The sequence below is a fragment of the Verrucosispora sp. CNZ293 genome (genome assembly GCF_002754655.1).
The window spans coordinates 6,402,437-6,418,627 of the sequence record NZ_PEFR01000001.1; the positions used below are offsets into that span (position 1 = coordinate 6,402,437).

The 16,191-nt window shown below is 72.3% G+C and carries 18 protein-coding genes and 1 other RNA gene; 10 read left to right on the forward strand and 9 right to left on the reverse strand.

The genetic code is table 11. The features are described from left to right. Nucleotides 1–319 precede the first annotated feature (319 nt). Nucleotides 320–991, reverse strand: a complete 672-nt coding sequence (locus CLT74_RS29250; RefSeq protein WP_099850743.1) for a bifunctional DNA primase/polymerase — start codon at nucleotides 989–991, stop codon at nucleotides 320–322. 250 nt (nucleotides 992–1,241) lie between these two features. Between CLT74_RS29250 and CLT74_RS29255 the strand changes: the two genes are divergently transcribed. From CLT74_RS29255 to CLT74_RS29275, 5 genes are all read left to right on the forward strand, one after another. Beyond that, nucleotides 1,242–2,471, forward strand: a complete 1,230-nt coding sequence (locus CLT74_RS29255; protein WP_099850745.1) for a helix-turn-helix domain-containing protein — start codon at nucleotides 1,242–1,244, stop codon at nucleotides 2,469–2,471. Nucleotides 2,472–2,484: 13 nt separating this feature from the next. Further along, the gene (locus CLT74_RS29260; RefSeq protein ID WP_099850746.1) at nucleotides 2,485–3,057 is read left to right on the forward strand and encodes a flavoprotein; all 573 of its coding nucleotides are present in this window, start codon (nucleotides 2,485–2,487) and stop codon (nucleotides 3,055–3,057) included. Nucleotides 3,058–3,288: 231 nt separating this feature from the next. Further along, nucleotides 3,289–4,185: a Nif3-like dinuclear metal center hexameric protein gene (locus CLT74_RS29265; protein WP_099850748.1), complete on the forward strand. Its 897-nt coding sequence runs from the start codon at nucleotides 3,289–3,291 to the stop codon at nucleotides 4,183–4,185. Further along, entirely contained in the window at nucleotides 4,182–4,919 is a 738-nt protein-coding gene (locus CLT74_RS29270; protein ID WP_099850751.1) for a CT398-like coiled coil hairpin domain-containing protein, read from the forward strand. Before CLT74_RS29265 ends, CLT74_RS29270 begins: the two co-directional genes overlap by 4 nt. Before the next feature lie 3 nt (nucleotides 4,920–4,922). Beyond that, on the forward strand, nucleotides 4,923–6,131 hold the full coding sequence (locus CLT74_RS29275) for a bifunctional RNase H/acid phosphatase (RefSeq protein WP_099850753.1): 1,209 nt from the start codon (nucleotides 4,923–4,925) through the stop codon (nucleotides 6,129–6,131). A 116-nt stretch (nucleotides 6,132–6,247) separates the two neighbouring features. Here CLT74_RS29275 and CLT74_RS29280 read toward each other — a convergent pair whose 3' ends face one another. Together CLT74_RS29280 and CLT74_RS29285 are read right to left on the reverse strand one after the other, a co-directional pair. Further along, the gene (locus tag CLT74_RS29280) at nucleotides 6,248–7,009 is read right to left on the reverse strand and encodes a sulfite exporter TauE/SafE family protein (RefSeq protein ID WP_099850756.1); all 762 of its coding nucleotides are present in this window, start codon (nucleotides 7,007–7,009) and stop codon (nucleotides 6,248–6,250) included. A gap of 77 nt (nucleotides 7,010–7,086) precedes the next feature. Then, the gene (locus tag CLT74_RS29285) at nucleotides 7,087–7,593 is read right to left on the reverse strand and encodes a DinB family protein (RefSeq protein ID WP_486582781.1); all 507 of its coding nucleotides are present in this window, start codon (nucleotides 7,591–7,593) and stop codon (nucleotides 7,087–7,089) included. A gap of 249 nt (nucleotides 7,594–7,842) precedes the next feature. On the opposite strand from CLT74_RS29285, the gene rnpB reads away from it, so the two are divergent. The 3 genes from rnpB (at nucleotide 7,843) to CLT74_RS29300 (ending at nucleotide 9,507) form a co-directional block, all read left to right on the forward strand. Beyond that, an RNA gene (rnpB, locus tag CLT74_RS29290) (RNase P RNA component class A) lies at nucleotides 7,843–8,252 on the forward strand. A gap of 192 nt (nucleotides 8,253–8,444) precedes the next feature. Continuing rightward, complete coding sequence (locus CLT74_RS29295; protein WP_099850760.1) at nucleotides 8,445–8,783, forward strand: immunity 51 family protein; 339 nt, start codon at nucleotides 8,445–8,447, stop codon at nucleotides 8,781–8,783. A 139-nt stretch (nucleotides 8,784–8,922) separates the two neighbouring features. Beyond that, nucleotides 8,923–9,507, forward strand: coding sequence for a hypothetical protein (locus CLT74_RS29300; RefSeq protein ID WP_099850762.1), 585 nt, complete (start codon nucleotides 8,923–8,925; stop codon nucleotides 9,505–9,507). Between the two features lie 100 nt (nucleotides 9,508–9,607). Here CLT74_RS29300 and CLT74_RS29305 read toward each other — a convergent pair whose 3' ends face one another. Next, nucleotides 9,608–9,979, reverse strand: a complete 372-nt coding sequence (locus CLT74_RS29305; protein WP_143697220.1) for a hypothetical protein — start codon at nucleotides 9,977–9,979, stop codon at nucleotides 9,608–9,610. A 178-nt stretch (nucleotides 9,980–10,157) separates the two neighbouring features. On the opposite strand from CLT74_RS29305, the gene CLT74_RS29310 reads away from it, so the two are divergent. Next, on the forward strand, nucleotides 10,158–10,643 hold the full coding sequence (locus CLT74_RS29310) for a DinB family protein (protein WP_099853358.1): 486 nt from the start codon (nucleotides 10,158–10,160) through the stop codon (nucleotides 10,641–10,643). A gap of 34 nt (nucleotides 10,644–10,677) precedes the next feature. On the opposite strand, the gene CLT74_RS29315 is transcribed toward CLT74_RS29310, so the two are convergent. The 5 genes from CLT74_RS29315 to CLT74_RS30960 all read right to left on the reverse strand — a co-directional run bounded on the left by CLT74_RS29315 (nucleotide 10,678) and on the right by CLT74_RS30960 (nucleotide 14,569). Continuing rightward, complete coding sequence (locus CLT74_RS29315) at nucleotides 10,678–11,148, reverse strand: roadblock/LC7 domain-containing protein (RefSeq protein WP_099850766.1); 471 nt, start codon at nucleotides 11,146–11,148, stop codon at nucleotides 10,678–10,680. Next, entirely contained in the window at nucleotides 11,145–11,516 is a 372-nt protein-coding gene (locus CLT74_RS29320) for a roadblock/LC7 domain-containing protein (protein WP_099850768.1), read from the reverse strand. The genes CLT74_RS29315 and CLT74_RS29320 overlap by 4 nt, the downstream gene beginning before the upstream one ends. A 204-nt stretch (nucleotides 11,517–11,720) precedes the next feature. After that, entirely contained in the window at nucleotides 11,721–12,560 is an 840-nt protein-coding gene (locus CLT74_RS29325; protein WP_099850770.1) for a nucleotidyltransferase, read from the reverse strand. After that, complete coding sequence (locus CLT74_RS29330; protein WP_099850772.1) at nucleotides 12,541–13,050, reverse strand: NUDIX hydrolase; 510 nt, start codon at nucleotides 13,048–13,050, stop codon at nucleotides 12,541–12,543. Before CLT74_RS29330 ends, CLT74_RS29325 begins: the two co-directional genes overlap by 20 nt. Nucleotides 13,051–13,240: 190 nt before the next feature. Continuing rightward, nucleotides 13,241–14,569 carry a hypothetical protein gene (locus tag CLT74_RS30960; RefSeq protein WP_199172283.1) on the reverse strand — a complete coding sequence of 443 codons (1,329 nt, stop codon included), beginning with the start codon at nucleotides 14,567–14,569 and terminating at the stop codon, nucleotides 13,241–13,243. Between the two features lie 82 nt (nucleotides 14,570–14,651). Between CLT74_RS30960 and CLT74_RS29345 the strand changes: the two genes are divergently transcribed. Further along, nucleotides 14,652–16,085: an RNB domain-containing ribonuclease gene (locus tag CLT74_RS29345; protein WP_099850779.1), complete on the forward strand. Its 1,434-nt coding sequence runs from the start codon at nucleotides 14,652–14,654 to the stop codon at nucleotides 16,083–16,085. Nucleotides 16,086–16,191 lie beyond the last annotated feature (106 nt).

The window sequence follows — 16,191 nt, forward strand, 5'->3', positions numbered from 1 at the left end:
TGGCTGCGCGTCGACCCGGCGGGCGGCGGGGTCGGGGTGGCGGTTGAGGGTGGGGTTTGGGTCAGGGTCAGCGGGCGGGGCGGTGGGTGATGGCTGGGCGGGATCCGGTCGGCCGGGGACGGCCGGGCCGGGCGCCGGGGGGACGGGTGGCCGCCCAGCGGTGGCCGGGTCGGTGTCGCCGGGGAGGCTCGGCTCCGCCCGGGTGGTGTCTGGTGTCGTCGGTGGACATCGCATCCCCGCTCCCGGCGCGGGCGCGCCGTCGAAGGGTCCAACGAGCGCCGGTCCTCCGGGGTGGCGCGACGTACCTTGCGCCGCCCGGTCAGTGACCCCGTCGAGGCAGTGGCAGATGGCCCGGGACCAGTGCCGAGGTGAGGGTCACTCCGGTCGCGCGCAACGCCTCCACGAGCGTGTTCTGCACGAGGTAGGAGTCCGGCAACTGCCAGCGGGCCTGCTCCGGCGCGACGGCCCAGCGGACCTGTCCCTCGGGCAGCCGGGTCGGTGGCGCGGGCACCCACGACCCACGACCGTGCAGGACCACGTCGAAACAGTGCTCCAGCTCGGGTCGCAGCGGGTCGCCCGGGCGGACCAGGAACATCCACCTGCCGGTCGGGGTGACCAGCACCGGCCCGCGTACCCCCGGACCGGCCGGGTGGGCGCTTACCGCGTCCAGGACCATCCGGCCCAGGTGGGCGGGGATCTCCAGCACGTCGAAGGAGCGCCCGGTGGGCAGCAGGACCCCGTGCGGCCGGGACCGCCACCAGGTGGCCACCCGTGCCGGATCGGCGCTCGCCGCGTGCTCCCAGTCCTCCAGGGCCGGATGACACCCGACAGTCGGGCAGCCGGCCCGCCCGCAGACGAAGCGGCTCCGCGCCAGGCAGGCGCCCGGGGTCACCGCCCAGCCGTGCAGGGCGTAGCGCACGGCGACCCGGCGCAGTCGTACCCGTTCCAACGGCGACAGACGCGCCACGTGCGGTCCGACATTCCCCCACATTGGTGCCATCTCCCCTCGCCGCGCCCGACCGGCGTCAGCTCGTACGTCGAAACCCGTCACTGCCGTAGCCCGTCATCGTTTGTTTGACAAAGTGGCCGATGCAACTTGCACGAAAAGTACGAGGTTCGGCCGGACGGCTGACGCACCTCCTGTGCGACCAGCGGAAACCTGGAGACACGAACGGATCGCCGCGCCCACGGAACGGCCCCCGGCCCCTGGCCAGGGCTCCAGCAAGGGGAGGACTGGGGAGATGGACGAACTACCCATCGGGCGGCGGGTGGCCTACTGGCGTGGCCGACGAAAGATGTCGCAGCAGGTTTTCGCCGACCGGTTGGGCAAGTCGAAAAGCTGGGTCGACAAGGTCGAGCGGGGCGTGCGGCGACTGGACAAGTTCTCCGTGCTCTACGAGATCGCCGACATCCTCCAGATGGACGTGCAACTGCTGCTCGGCAAGGATCCGGAGCGACGCACCGACGCGCTCAACTGCATCGACCAGTTCGAGGTCGAGGAGATCCGGGCCGCCCTGGAGCGCTACGACTCGATCAGCGCGTACTTCGACGCGGCGCCGAGCCCACCGCCGCTTGCCGACATGGGCAAGGCGGTCACCCACGCCTGGCTGACCTACCAGTACGGCCGCTACGGGATGCTCACCCGGGCTCTGCCGAAGCTGCTCCGCGACGCCCAGGCGGCCGACGCCGCGTACGGCGGCGACCAGGCCCAGCGCGCCGCCCACCTGCTCGGGCAGGTCTACCAGCTCGCCTCCTCGGTGCTGCGCAAGCTGGGCGAGTGCGACCTCGCCTGGCTCGCCGCCGACCGTTCCATCGCCGTGGCGCAACGCGCCGACGACCAGCTGCTCGCCGGTGTCGCCACCACCCGGGTCTGCAACGCCCTGGTGGCGATGGGCCGGCCCCGGCCGGCGCTGGAACTGAACGTACGGATCGCCAACCAGCTCGCGCCGGGCGGTGGTAACGACAGCCGACCCGAGCGTCTCTCCGTCTACGGGATGCTGCTGCTTCAGGGCGCGATGGCGGCCTCCCGGATCGGTGACACCGCCACCGTGGAGGATCTGCTCAACGGTGCCCACGCGGCCGCCGTCGAGCTGGGCGGCGACCACAACCACTACTGGACCTCGTTCGGGCCGACGAACGTGGAGCTGCACCGGGCGGCGGCCGCCGTCGAGCTGGGCGACGGCGGTCGGGCCGTCGAGGTGCACCGGCAGAAGATCCAGCCCGCGCCGTTCGACGCGATGCTGCCCGAACGCCGGGCGCACCACCTGCTCGACCTGGCCCGGGGCTTCGCGCTGATCGGTGACGTGGCAAATGCCGGCGAGATGCTGTTGCGCGGTGACCGGCTGGCACCGTCCGAGATCCGCTGCCGCCCGATCGCCCACGAGGTGATGTCGGACATCCTTCGTCGCACACGTGGTGCGCCGCCTTCTCCGATCGCGGAGTTGGCTGAGCACATGGGAGTAGGAGTATGACCTCGGAGCCGGCATGACCGGTTCGCACCGCCACGACGGGCACCGCCAGGTGCTCTACATCATCGCCTGTGGCTCGCCACTGGCCCGAGACGTGGGCCGGCTCGTCGACCTGGCCCAACAGGACGGCTGGGACGTCTGCGTGATCACCACGCCCGACGGTGCCAAGTTCGTCGACCGCACCGCGCTGGCCCGGCAGACCGGCCACCCGGTACGCACGCACTACAAGAATCCAGGCGACCCCGACGTGCTACCCACCGCCGACGCCATGATCGTCTGCCCGGCCACTGTCAACACGGTGAACAAGTGGGTGGCCGGCATCGCGGACACCCTAGCCCTGGGGCTGCTGGTGGAGGCGCAGGGCCGGGGGATACCGCTGGTGGCCGTGCCGTACACGAATGCGGCGATGGCCGCCCACCCTGCCTTCCGGGCCGGCCTGGCCCGACTCTCCGAATGGGGGGTGGGGGTGCTCTTCGGCGATGACGTCTTCCCGCTGCACCCACCGGGGACAGGAGAACGGCACCAGCACGCCTTCCCGTGGGCACTGCCCCTGACCGCCGTCCGCGACCGCCTCTGCCGGACCGGTTGAGCGGCATCCCACAGTCGAAGCCTCCGGTCCGGGTACGGGAGGCGTTTCCGACAGCCGGAGCAGGTACGGCCCGGCCGCGGCGAAGGTCCGTGGCCGGGCCCACGGCGTCCGCACGCCGTGGACCGGCACCCGCCCACGCCGGTCCACGCCTCCCGGGTCGGGCCGCCGGCCCGCCCACGTGTGGCCGGGTGACGTCCGGTAGCGGCCCTGACGCCGGTAAGCTCACCGGCCGTGAGCACAACCGCAGCCGTACCAACAGTCGCCGACGTGGTGGCCGAGGTGGCGCGGCACTACCCGCCGGCCTGGGCCGAGGAGTGGGACCGGGTCGGCCTGGTGCTCGGTGAGCCGTCCGCCCCCGTCCGCCGGATCCTCTGCGTCGTGGACGTGGTCCCCGAGACGGTCGCGGAGGCGCTCGACGTGGGCGCCGACATGATCATCGCCCATCACCCGCTGCTGCTGCGTGGGGTGTCGTCGGTGGCGCCGACGACCTACAAGGGCCGCATCGTCCACCAACTGATCAAGGCCGATGTCGCGCTGTACGTCGCGCACACGAACGCCGACGTGGCGGTGCCGGGCGTCTCCGACGCCCTCGCCGCCCGGCTCGGCCTGCTCGACCTGCGCCCACTGCACCCGGCCCGCCCCCACAGCCCTGCCGCCGGGCAGGGGCGAGGGGCCGGTCGGATCGGCCGGCTACCGCAGCCGCTGACCCTGGCCGAGCTGGCCCGCCGGGCCGCCGCCGTACTGCCGGCCACCGCCGTCGGGGTGCGCGCCGCGGGCGACCCGGACCGCACGGTGCGTACCCTGGCGGTCTGCGGTGGCGCCGGGGACAGTTTCCTGGCCGACGCCATCGCCGCCGGGGTGGACGCCTACCTCACCTCGGACCTGCGCCACCACCCGACCGGCGAGCACCTCGCCACCGGCGGGCCGGCGCTGCTCGACGCCACCCACTGGGCCACCGAACGGCCGTGGCTGGACGACCTCGCGGCGCTGCTGCGGGCCGCACCCGGCGTCGAGACCGTGGTGTCCGACCTGGACACCGACCCGTGGACCGTGCACGCCGCCTCACCGCATCCGGACGAACCCGCGCCGGACGAACCCCGCAGCGGACGACAAGGAGCCCGACCGTGAAGGCTGACCCCCAGGTCCAGCGCCGCCTGCTCGATCTCCAGGCGATCGACACCGCCCTCGCCCAGCTCGCCCACAAACGTCGGTCGTTGCCTGAGCGCACCGAGTTGGAGGCCCTAGCCCGGGAGCTGTCCGCCCTGGAGGACGAACGGGTCCGCGCCCAGGTGGCGGTCGACGACCTGGACCGGGACATCGCCCGGCTGGAGCGGGACGTGGACCAGGTCCGGGCACGCAAGACCAAGGACGAGGACCGGCTGGCCGCCGGCACCGGCCCGGCCCGCGAGCTGGAGGCGCTCCAGCACGAGTTGGCCTCCCTCAACCGCCGGCAGAGCGACCTGGAGGACGCCGAGCTGGAGCTGATGGAACAGCGGGAGACCGCCCAGTCGGTGCTGGACGGCGTGGAACAGCGGCTGACCGAGGTACGGGAACGGCGGGCCGCCACCGAGCAGCGGCGCGACGACAGCCTCGCGGAGATCGGTCGCGAGGAGGAGTTCAAGCGCTCCGCCCGGCAGCCCCTCGCCAACGACCTGCCCGCCGACCTGGTGCAGCTCTACGACCGGATCCGCGCCGACACCGGGCTCGGCGCGGCACTGCTGACCGCCGGCCGCTGCGGCGGGTGCCGGCTGGACCTCTCCGGCGCCGACCTGGCCCGGATCCGCAAGACCGACCCGGACGACGTGGTCCGCTGCGAGGACTGCCGCCGGATCATGGTCCGTACCAACGAGTCCGGGCTGTAGCCGGTGGCGACGCGTACGGTCCTGGTCGAGGCCGACGGTGGCTCCCGGGGCAACCCCGGGCCGGCCGGTTACGGGGCGGTGCTCCGCGACGCGGCGACCGGAGAGGTGCTGACCGAGCGGAGCGAGGCGATCGGCACCGCCACCAACAACGTCGCCGAGTACCGGGGCCTGATCGCCGGCCTGGCCGCCGCCGCCGAGCTGGGTGCCGACGAGGTCGAGGTCCGGATGGACTCCAAACTTGTCGTCGAGCAGATGTGTGGCCGCTGGCAGATCAAGCACCCGGGGCTGCGCCCGTTGGCCGCCGAGGCCGCCAAACTTGTCGGCCGGTTCACCGCCGTACGGTTCAGCTGGATCCCACGGGAACGCAACACCCACGCCGACGCCCTCGCCAACGCCGCCATGGACGCCGCGGCCGTCTCCGGCGTCGCCACGCCGACCGTTGAGCCGCCCCGGGTGGTCGAGCCACCGCGCCGCCTCGGTGGCCCGGAGCCCGCCGGTGGCGGAGCTGCCGAGGTCGTCGCCCGCGCCGAGTCGCCGGGTGCCGACCTGACCAGCGCGCCGGTGTCCTGGGAGCCCCGACCCACCTTCACCGCCACCCGGCTGATCCTGGTCCGGCACGGCGAGACCGAGTACACCGAGCAGGGCCGCTACTCCGGTCGCGGCGACATCCCCCTCAGCAGCAAGGGCCAGGCCCAGGTACGGGCCACGGCCGCGCGGGTGGCCGCGCTCGCCCCGGACGCCGTGGCCGTGCTCAGCTCACCGCTGTCCCGGTGTACGGCGACCGCCGAGGCGATCGCCGCCGCCCTCGGTGACCTGCCGGTACGCCGCGACGACGAACTCATCGAATGCGACTTCGGCGCCTGGGAGGGACGTACCTTCGCCGAGGTACGCGAGGGCTGGGCCGGTGAACTCGACGCCTGGCTCGCCTCCACCCGGGTCGCCCCGCCGGACGGCGAGTCGTTCGCCGCGGTCGCCGAACGGTGCGACCGGGTGGTCCGGCGCCTGCTCGACGCGTACCCCGGTCAGACCGTCGTGGTGGTCTCGCACGTCTCGCCGATCAAGCTGATGCTGCGCGACGCGCTCGCCGCCACCGACGCCTTCCTGCACCGCCTCTACCTCGACGCGGCCGGTGTCTCGGTGCTGGACCGCTGGCCCGACGGCGGCGTAGCCGTCCGCTCGATAAACGAAACCGCCCACCTCCCCGCCCCCTAACCCCCTCTCTCGCCGCCCCCGCCCCGCCCCGCCTCGCCGCGTCGATCTTGCACTTCTGGTCGCCGAAAAGTGACTCTTGTCCGATCTGCGGGGTCAGGAAGTGCAAGATCGCGGGTTCAGGCGAGGGCGCGCCAGAGGAGGTAGGTGCCGATGATGGTGCCGAAGGCGACGATGATGGTCTTCAGGACCGCCGAGGGGAGCCGGCGGACCAGGCGGGCACCGACGTACCCACCGATCAGCGTGGCCGGGGCGACCACCGCGACGCCGGCCCAGTTCACCGGGCCGGCGATGGCGAAGACGACAACTGTGGTCAGGCCGATCACGGCGGAGAGCAGATTCTTGATCGCACTGACCCGGGCCAGTGTCGCGTCAAGTACCAGGGCCAGGCCGGCGACCAGCATCACCCCGACGGCGGCACCGAAGTAGCCGCCGTACACCGCGGCCAACGCCACCACCACCTGGACCGTGACGGCCCGGCGGCGCGGCCCCAGATCACGCGGATGGCCGACCAGCCGGCGCAGCGGATCCTGGAACGCCAGCAGCGCGGTCGCCCCCAGCACCAGGAAGGGTACGACCAACTCGAACGCCCGCGCCGGGGTGACCAGCAGCAGCCCGGCACCGGCCAACGCGCCGACCACGGTGGTGGGCACCAACGCGGCAAGCAACCGTGACCGGGGCAGATCCATCCGACTGCCCGCCACGGCGGCGAGATATCCGGGGGCGACCGACAGCGAGTTGGTGACGTTCGCCGGCACCGGCGGCAACCCGATCGCGAGCAACGCGGGAAACGTGATGAGCGAACCACCGCCGGCCACCGCGTTCACCGTGCCGGCGGCGAGACCGGCGGCGAGCAGCAACGCGGCTTCGGCGATTTCCACGATCCGCAGGCTAGCCGTCCGCGACACGCGCCGCCGTCCGCCCCCGTGCGACGTCCTGCACACCGAGCCGGTCGGAGCTATTCCCCGACCGGGCCGCCGGCCAGCTCAGCCACGATGTCGAGGTGCCCCAGATGCCGGGCGTACTCCTGCACCAGGTGGAACATGACCCGCTCCAGCGTCGCCGGATCCGCACCGTCCCACCGCGGCCCCGGCGCCCCCCGCGCGGCCAGGTCGGCACCCTCGACCACCGCCCGGGTGTGGGCACCCTGCGCCCGCAGCGCGGCCGTCAGCTCCGCGAAACTCTCCTCCGGCGCGACGTACCACCGACCGTCCCGCCAGTCGCCCCACGGGTCGGCGACGTCGCGCCCCTGGAAACCCCACTCGATCCAGCGCAACTCCACATGGCGCAGGTGCTTGAGCAACTCCAGCGGGGTCCAGCCGGACGGCAGCAAACTGCCCCGCCGCTCCTGCTCCGCCAACCCGGCCACCTTCACCAGCACGCCTTCCCGAAAATAATCGAGATAGCGCAGAAACACCTCGGCCCGCCCCTCGGCCGGCGCTGTAGGTTCGGGAAACGGCGGCATCGTCACCGCGCCATTATCCGTCCGCGAAGCGCTCCAGCCTGGTGTGCCGCACGATCCGTGGCAGTGCAGGTGGCCGACACGCCGCCCAGGAACCACCGTTACTGCCACGGTTCACCGGCTGCCCGTCGACCTGGCCAGTCAGCGGGGTCAGGGCCGCCCGCAGATGACCCGCGCGAGCCAGGTGTCCGCCCTGATGCGGGCGTGGCAATAGGCGCGGACCCGGTGTCGTTAGGATGGGTGCGCGACGGACGAGTCGACCGGGCGGTCGCGTCGGTGGGCTCCGGCCCGCCGCCGAGGAACGTCCGGACTCCACAGGGCAGGGTGGTTGCTAACGGCAACCCGGGGTGACCCGCGGGACAGTGCCACAGAAAACAGACCGCCGGCCCCATCGGGGACGGTAAGGGTGAAACGGTGGGGTAAGAGCCCACCAGCATCCCGGGTGACCGGGGTGGCTCGGTAAACCCCACCCGGAGCAAGGCCAAGAAAGGGCCGTCATCGCAGGATGACGCCCGCGCAGACGCTTGAGGGCGGCCCGCCCGATGTCTGCGGGTAGGCCGCATGAGCCTGCCGGCAACGGCAGGCCGAGATGGATGGCCGCCGCCGGCCGCGCCCCAGGCGCGCGCCGCGCACAGAATCCGGCGTACAGGTCGACTCGTCCGTCGCCCACCAGCTCAGAGCCCCGATCAAGGCTTTGAGCTGACCCTGTGTTGGGCGTCGATTAATTTGGTCGGTGCGTTCGACGCCTGACGCTCTGGAGACGCCCTGGGTGCCGGCTCGGGCGTATCAGGCTGCGCGCGTGACCACGGGTGCCGGATCTTGCCCCGACCACCGTACGGTGTCAGGCTTCTCAGATGACCTTGCTCAAGCTGATCGAGACGACTTCGGGGCAGTATTCGCTGCTGCTGGAGGCGGGGACCACGCCAGTCGACAATCTGATCGGGGAGCTTGGTCACGAGCCCAACGGGTACTTCTGGGAGGGCGTCGCACAGGTTCTCGTGAGCACCGAGGTTCCGACGCTCGAAGGCCGGTTCGCATATGACCCCGAGGCTGGCATGTTCTGCGCCTACGGGACCGATCGGAGCGCGCTGGAGGATCTGGCAGCCCGGATGAACGTGGTCGTGACCGACGGCGAACGCTTGCGGCAGCTGGTCTCGGAGGCCAAGGCGAGCGGCTTCGAGTTCGACGACTGACAGCCAGCTCAGCAGCCGACGTGCCGCGCATCCGTAGAGCCCGAACGCCCCGAGCCTGATGATCCGGCGTACAGGTCGACTCGTGCAGGTGGCGGCATGACGGACAACCGTCCTGTCCGGAACGCCCTAGGCTGGCAGCATGTCGGCGGAGCGTGAAGTGATCGACCTGGATGAGCACGACCGGCAGCCGACGGCGGCCGGCCGGGCTGCGCCCGGCCGCCTCCTGTCCAGACGGCAGATGACTGTCCGGCTCGTAGCTGCCTTCGTGGTCGGCGCGGTGCTTGGTGGCTTGGGTGTGAGCGAGCTACGGGATTCGCGGGAGGAGCGGGAGCGACATGCTTCGGTCGCGCTCGTGGCGGTCCCCCTGTCCATCGCTGGCGGGGGTTCGGACGTCTCGGGTGTTCTTCAGATGGACGGGCAACTGGCAGTGACAAATGCCGGCCTGGCGCCGATGACGGTTCGTACGGCGACCGGGCAGGGACCGGGTGCCCAGGTCCGTGACACCGGCGAGTCCCAGTTGCTGGGCCCCGGTGACACCGGCCCGATCGATGTCGAGCTGCGCTTCGAATGCGCGACCGCGTTCGACAGTGGGCTCCTGCCCATGCGGTTCTCGGTCGAGACCGACGATCGCCAGGTCATCGAGATCGACTACCCCGTGGCTCTGGGGGGCGGGGTCTGGCAGGTCAGGGCTGAGCAGGCGTGCGCGCGCACTTCCGTGAGATGAGAAGGCGCGGCTGAGCCGCGTCGGCATCCTCGTGACCGAGGCCAGGCGGTACGCCGCGGGCGGGGGACCGGTGCCGGGGCGACTCACCTGTCGGGGCGGCTCACGTGCCGGGTGGGAACCATTGTCGAGACGACGCGGGCAGCAGCAACAAGCCGACAACGGCAGCGAAGGCCAGCATCCGTACCACCGACAGCGGATGGATGTCGGGGAGTTCCACAAGGCCGTACGCGATGTTGAGAGCGGCGAAGCCGGCCGTCAGGACGCGGGCCCGTCCGACCCGGTGCCACAGGCCGTACGCGAAGGCCAGGGAGAGAAGGATCAGTCCCACGGCGAAGATTGTGGCCCTCGGCTCGGTGGCCCCGGGCGCGGTGCTCGTCTTGACCTGGGCGGCCTGGATGACCATGCCCAGCAGAAAAGTGATCGCGGCGGCGACGACCGGGACGGGAACGCGTCGTCGATCCTGATCGATCATCGGCACATGGTAGGTGTGGTCTGCTCGGGTCGACCAGATGTGACCGACGGATCAAGCGGCGCAGATGACAGCCGGCGGACGGGTGCGCCGGTGGCGGCTCACGGGGCAGCGGTGCCGGGTGGGCTGCCGATAGGGTCCGGGCATGGTGGAGAGCCGCCCCGACCATGTGGTCACTGCGATGATGGCGAGCACCGGCGACGAACGCACAGTGCTCGACGCGTTTCTCGATTTTCATCGCGCCGTGGTGCTGGGGAAGCTGCGGGGCATCTCCGACGCCGACGCCGCCCGCCGACTGGTGCCGTCGGCGACCACCCTTGCCGGCCTGGTCAAGCACCTGACGATTGTGGAGCGGAACTGGTTCCGGTGTCTGCTCGCGCCCGGCCCGGGGGATGTCGTTCTCACCTCCGAGGAGGATGCGGAGGCCAGCTTCGCGTTGGCCGAGGGGGACACCGTCGAGCGGTTGTCGGCGGCGTACGAGGCGGAGTGCGCCTGGTCCCGGGAGGTGGCGGGCCGGTTCGAGCTCGACCACGTGGTGCCCCACCCGCAGCTTGGGGAGGTTTCGTTGCGCTGGATCCTGGTGCACCTGATCGAGGAGACGGCCCGGCACGCGGGCCACGCCGACATCCTGCGCGAGCTGACCGACGGCTCGACCGGCGCCATCTGACCGAGGTCCACCCCGCGACCGGCGACATGTCGCCTCAGTCCAGGGACAGCAGCTTGGCGAGGCGTTCGGCCACCGGTGGGGCGTGCAGGTGCAGGCGGGCCACGTTTATCGCGTCGGCGCCGACCACGGAGAGCAGCGCGCGCGGGCCGACGGCGTACACGGCGAAGTAGCCGGCCTCGTTGCGGACGGTGGACTGACGGAATTCGCCCTGGCCGAGGCGGAGGCTGACCTGGCGGCCGAGGCCGAAGGTCGCCGCCGCCATCGCGGCCAGGTCGTCGGGGTCCAGGCCGTCGGGCACGTCGTGGGTGATGAGCAGGCCGTCGACTCCGCCGAGGACACTTCCCTGCACCCCGGGGATCTGGAGACGCAGCTCATGCAGTTCGGTGCCGATCGCCGGGTACGGCAGCGACGGGTCACCGGCCAGCGACGGTGGGAGCCGCACCGGGGGCGGGAGGGTCGGCTGCTGCGCCGTACGGCGGGGGAGGAAGGTGTCGCCGGTGCTCACAGTTCCAGCTGCTCCTCGATGGTGCGCAGCTGGTGCCGGGCGAGCGCCAGGTTGGACCGGGTCTTGCTGAGCATCAGGTAGAGGAACAGGCCCTTGCCGTTGGGGCCGGTGAGCGGCCTGATGATGTGGTACTGGCCGCCGAGGGTGATGAGCATGTCCTCGATGTCGTCGTTCAGCTTGAGCATCTCGATGGTGCGCATCTTGGCGCGTACCACGTCGGTGTTGCCGGCGGCGGCGACGGTGAGGTCGATCTCCGGAGTGCCACCGGCGACGCCGAGCGTCATGCCGCTTGTGTAGTCGACGAGCGCGGCGCCGATCGCGCCGTCGATCGTCATGGCGTCCTTCAGGGCGGTGTCGAGGTTTGCCATCTGCCTCTCCAGGTTCTGCTGACGAGCTGTATGTCCGCGCCCGGGATCGAGCGCCCAGTGAAGAAATCTCGGATGAGACTCGCACACGCAACCTCAGATCCGCATCCTGTGCAGCGCGAACAGGCTGAGCGGGCCACGGTGGGTGACCAGCGGGGCGGCCGGGAATCGCCGCAGCGGCTGATGCCAGCGGCACGAGTTCGTCTGCTACCTGGGCGGATGCTCGTCCGACTCCGCACCGATGGCGGGCGAGCCGGCGAGGTCGGCGAGGACGCGTCGCTGGAAGGCGCGGGCCGCCGCCCCGGTGGGTGGGACTCCGCCGTGGCGAGCGGCGATCGACAGCTCGACCAGCTCGATGGTGCCGGTGTCGGCCAACGGGCCGGCCTCGTCCAACAGCCGCCGGCCGGCGGCCACCTTGGGCAGCCACACCCCGGTGCGCAGACGTACCCAGGAGCGGCAGGCACCGAGGACGGCGTCCTCCGCGCCGGGCGCGGGCACCTCGCCGGCGGGCGCCGGTCGCGCCAACCACCAGCGCAGCGCATCCAGGATCAGCCGGCGCAGGTCGTCGGGGGCCAGGTCCGCGAAGGCGTCGGCGGCGGGCGGACCGAGCAGGGCCTGCCCGCTCTGATGCAGGATGCTGCGGTCCAGGCCGTACCAGAACAGACCGTCCGCGCCCGGGCGCTGCGCCGGGCCGTACGACACCCGGAAGTCCATGCGTGCGCCGGTGTTCAGCTCGACCTCGAAACCCGGCTCCGGGGTGCCGGACCGGGCCACCTCCCGTCGGTACACGACAAGTTCCAGGCCGCGCGCCGGGCAGGGCAGTGCCTCGTGCCGCAGCCGGGCCACCAACTCCTCGGCGACCCCGTGGTCCAGCGAGCCGGCGCAGATCAGCGCCACGTCGACGTCGCTGCGTCCGGGTTGGTACGCGGCCAGGCCCACCGAGCCCGCCGCGTACGCGCCGCACAACTCGGCACCGAGCACCTCGTCGGCGACCGAGACCAGGTCGACCAGGTACCGCCGCAGCGGGTCAGGTGTACTCCAGCTCACCGGGCTCGCCCCACAGCGTCCCGGCCGGTAGGAAGAACGCCGGGGTCTCACCACCGAGGGCGTGCCGGATGACCAACCGGGCGTGCTCGTCGAGGTGCGGGAGCTGCCCCGGCGGGAACCACCGGACGTCCAGCGACTCGTCGTCGTTGACGCGTGCCTCGCCGCCCAGAAGCCGACAGTGGAAACCGAGGTTGAGGTACTCGCATCGGTCGCCGTTCGGGTACGTGCGCGGGTGCGACACCGCGCTGCTGAGCCGAAGCGGTTCGACCGCCAGGCCGGTCTCCTCCAGCACCTCGCGCACGACTGCGGTGGCCGGCTGCTCACCTGGCTCGACGAAGCCGCTCACCACCGACCAGCGACCGTCGTCGGCCCGCTGGACGAGCAGTAGCTCACCCGCGTCATTGCGGACGATCGCGCTCACGCTCGGTAGCCAGAGCAGGTCGTGGCCAACGTGCTTGCGCATCCGCAGGATGTAGTCCGGTACGCCCATCCGGTGACCTTAGCCAACCTGCTGATTCGAGCCGGCACCCGGGCCGGCGACGTCGATTTTCGCAGTTCAGACCCGCAGGCCAGGGACCACGTCTACTGTGGAAGGGCCTGGTGACTTGCCGTGTTCCGGTGGCGGTCGGTCGTTTCCCGGTGCACAGTGATGCCATGAGCGACAGCGGACGTGGACGTTACTACTGGTGTACGCGACACCACCGGGTCGAGTCCGGTGCCGACGTGTGCCCCGCGCGGCACGTTCTCGGACCGTACGACTCGGCCGCCGACGCGGAGAACGCCCTGCAACAGGTGCGGGAACGCAACGAGGCGTGGGAGGCCGAGGACGCTCGCTGGACCGGGGAGGACAGGTAGACGGCGTGGGATGCCTCCCGCGCCGAGGCACTGCGTGCGTCGCGAGGGCGGCAGCACGTCCCCATGAAGGGAACCGAGATGGCCGAAGCGCAACAGGCCACCCGCCCGGCCGCGAAGCGTACTCCCGCGAGGAAGACCGCCGCGACGGAACGCACCGCGGGCCTCGCCCGTACCCCGTCCACCCGGCGCGCGTCCGGCACCGCGCCGGCTGCCCGTAAGGCGACCGGGCGGACTCCGGCGGCGAAGAGCGCCGCCACCGCGTCCCCGACCAGGGCGGCCTCGTTGGCGCGGAAGACCGCCGCGGCCAAGAAGGCGGCCCCCGCGAAGAAGACGGTGTCGGCGAAGGCCGCACCGACGAAGACGCCCGCCCCGAGGAGCACCTCGACGTCGGCGCGTACCGCGACCGGCCCCGGCAGGACCACCAGCGCGACGAAGCGGGCCACCGCGAAGACTGCGACGTCCGCCGCCCGCAGCACGGCGGCGAAGGCAACCGCGAAGAAGGCAGCCGCGAAGAAGGCGGCCCCGGCGCGCAAGACGGCGCCCGCCAAGAAGGCGGCCTCGGCGCGGACCACAGCGGCGAAGAAGGTGGCTCCCGCGCGCAAGACGGCGCCCGCGAAGAAGGCGGCGCCGGCGAGGAAGGTGACGTCCGCGCGGACCGCGGCGGCGAAGGCGCCCGCGAAGAAGGCGGCGTCGGCGAGAAAGGCGGCTCCGGCGCGCAAGACCGCGCCCGCGAAGAAGGCGACGGGTACCCGGAGCACGTCGGCGGCGCGGAAGGCGCCGGCGAAGACCGCGACGTCGGCGGTGAAGAAGGCGACGGCACGCAAGAGCACGTCGACAACGGCACGGAGGACGGCGGCGAAGAAGTCGCCCGCGAAGACGGTCGCCGCCAAGAAGGCACCGGCCCGGAAGACCACGACTGCGGCGACCCGCACGGCGGCGAAGAAAGCGCCGGCCAGGAAGGCTCCCGCGACGAAGACCGCCGCGAAGAAGGCACCTGCGAAGAAGGCAGCCGCGAAGAGGGCTCCCGCGACGAAGACCGCCGCGAAGAAGGCAGCCGCGAAGAGGGCTCCCGCGACGAAGACCGCCGCGAAGAAGGCACCCGCGAAGAAGGCCGGGCGCGCCACGTCCAGCGGGCGCGGCAGCACCGCGCGCAAGACGGCCGGCTGACCCGGCGTACGCCGACGTCCCGTCGCTCGGAGGAGGGCGCCGCGTGTCCGGCGCTGTCAGGATTGGCACATGGTCATCCGACGAATCCTGGCACCGCGCATCGACTTCGGGGCGCTGCGCCGAGAACTGGGCCTGCCCGAGGTCTACCCGGAGGCGGCGCAGCGGGAGGCCGACGAGGCAGCCGCAGCGCCGCCCCGACCGGCCGCCGACCACACGGACGTCCCGCTGGTCACGATCGACCCGCCCGGCTCGCGGGACCTGGACCAGGCGATGCACCTCAGCCGCCGCGTCGGCGGCGGCTACCGGGTGCGGTACGCGATAGCCGACGTCGCCGCCCACGTACGCCCGGGCGGGGTGCTGGAAGACGAGACCTGGCGTCGGGGGCAGACGGTCTACCTGCCCGACGGCAACGTGCCGCTGCACCCGCCCTCCCTCGGCGAGGGCGCGGCCAGCCTGCTGCCCGACGTCGACCGGGCGGCCGTGCTGTGGACCATCGACCTGGACGCCGACGGTGGCACCACAGCTCTGGTGGTGCAGCGCGCCCTGGTCCGCAGCCGGGCCCAACTGGCATATCCGCAGGTGCAGGCCGACGCCGACGCGGGCCGGTTACCCGAGCCGATCGCCCTGCTACCGGAGATCGGGGCGCTGCTCACCGCCCGAGGGCTGCGCCGGGGAGCGGTGAACCTGCCGATCCCCGAACAGGACGTGGAGCCCGACGGTGACGGGTGGCGGCTCGTCCTACGGGCACCGGTGCCGATGGAGGAGCACAACGCGCAGATCTCCCTGCTCACCGGGATGGCCGCCGCCGACCTGATGCTGGCCGGTGGGATCGGCCTGCTGCGCACCATGCCCGCGCCGAAGCCCGAGGCGGTGCAGCGGTTGCGGGCCGCCGCCACCCCGCTGGGCGTGCACTGGCCGGACGACGTGAGCGTGGGCGAGCTGCTGCTCCGGCTGGATCCGGCGCAGCCCCGGGCCGCCGCGTTCATCGACCAGGCGGCCGAGCTGATGCGGTCGGCCGCGTACACCCCGTTCGACGGCGAGTCGCCCGAGCAGCCGGCGCACGGCGGGGTCGCGGCCGCGTACGCCCATGTCACGGCGCCGCTGCGACGACTCGCCGACCGGTACGCCACGGAGATCTGCCTGGCCCTGCACGACGGCCGTGAGGTACCCGACTGGGCCCGCGCGGCGCTGCCCCGGCTGCCCTCGGTGATGGCGGCCACCGACCGCGCCGCGTCCGCCGCGAGCCGGGGCGCCATCGACCTGGCCGAGGCGGTGCTGCTGGCCCACCGGGTGGGCGAGACCTTCGACGCCGCCGTGCTCGACGTCGACACGCCGTCCAATGGCAAGGCCCGTCCGGGCCGCCCGCCCGGCGGCACTGTGGCCCTGGACGACCCGCCGGTACGCGCCCGCTGTCTCGGTGAACTGCCGCTCGGCACCCGGGTCCGGGTCCGACTGGCGGCCGCCGATCCGGCCACCCGCTCGGTCGCCTTCGAACTAGCCTGACCCCCGGCCTCACGTCGCGAACTGTATTGCCGGTTCGCCCGGCTTCGCGAAGCTGCGTCGGCTGTCGTGCCGCGAGCGGTGTTGCCGGTTCGGCCGGCGCGGCGAC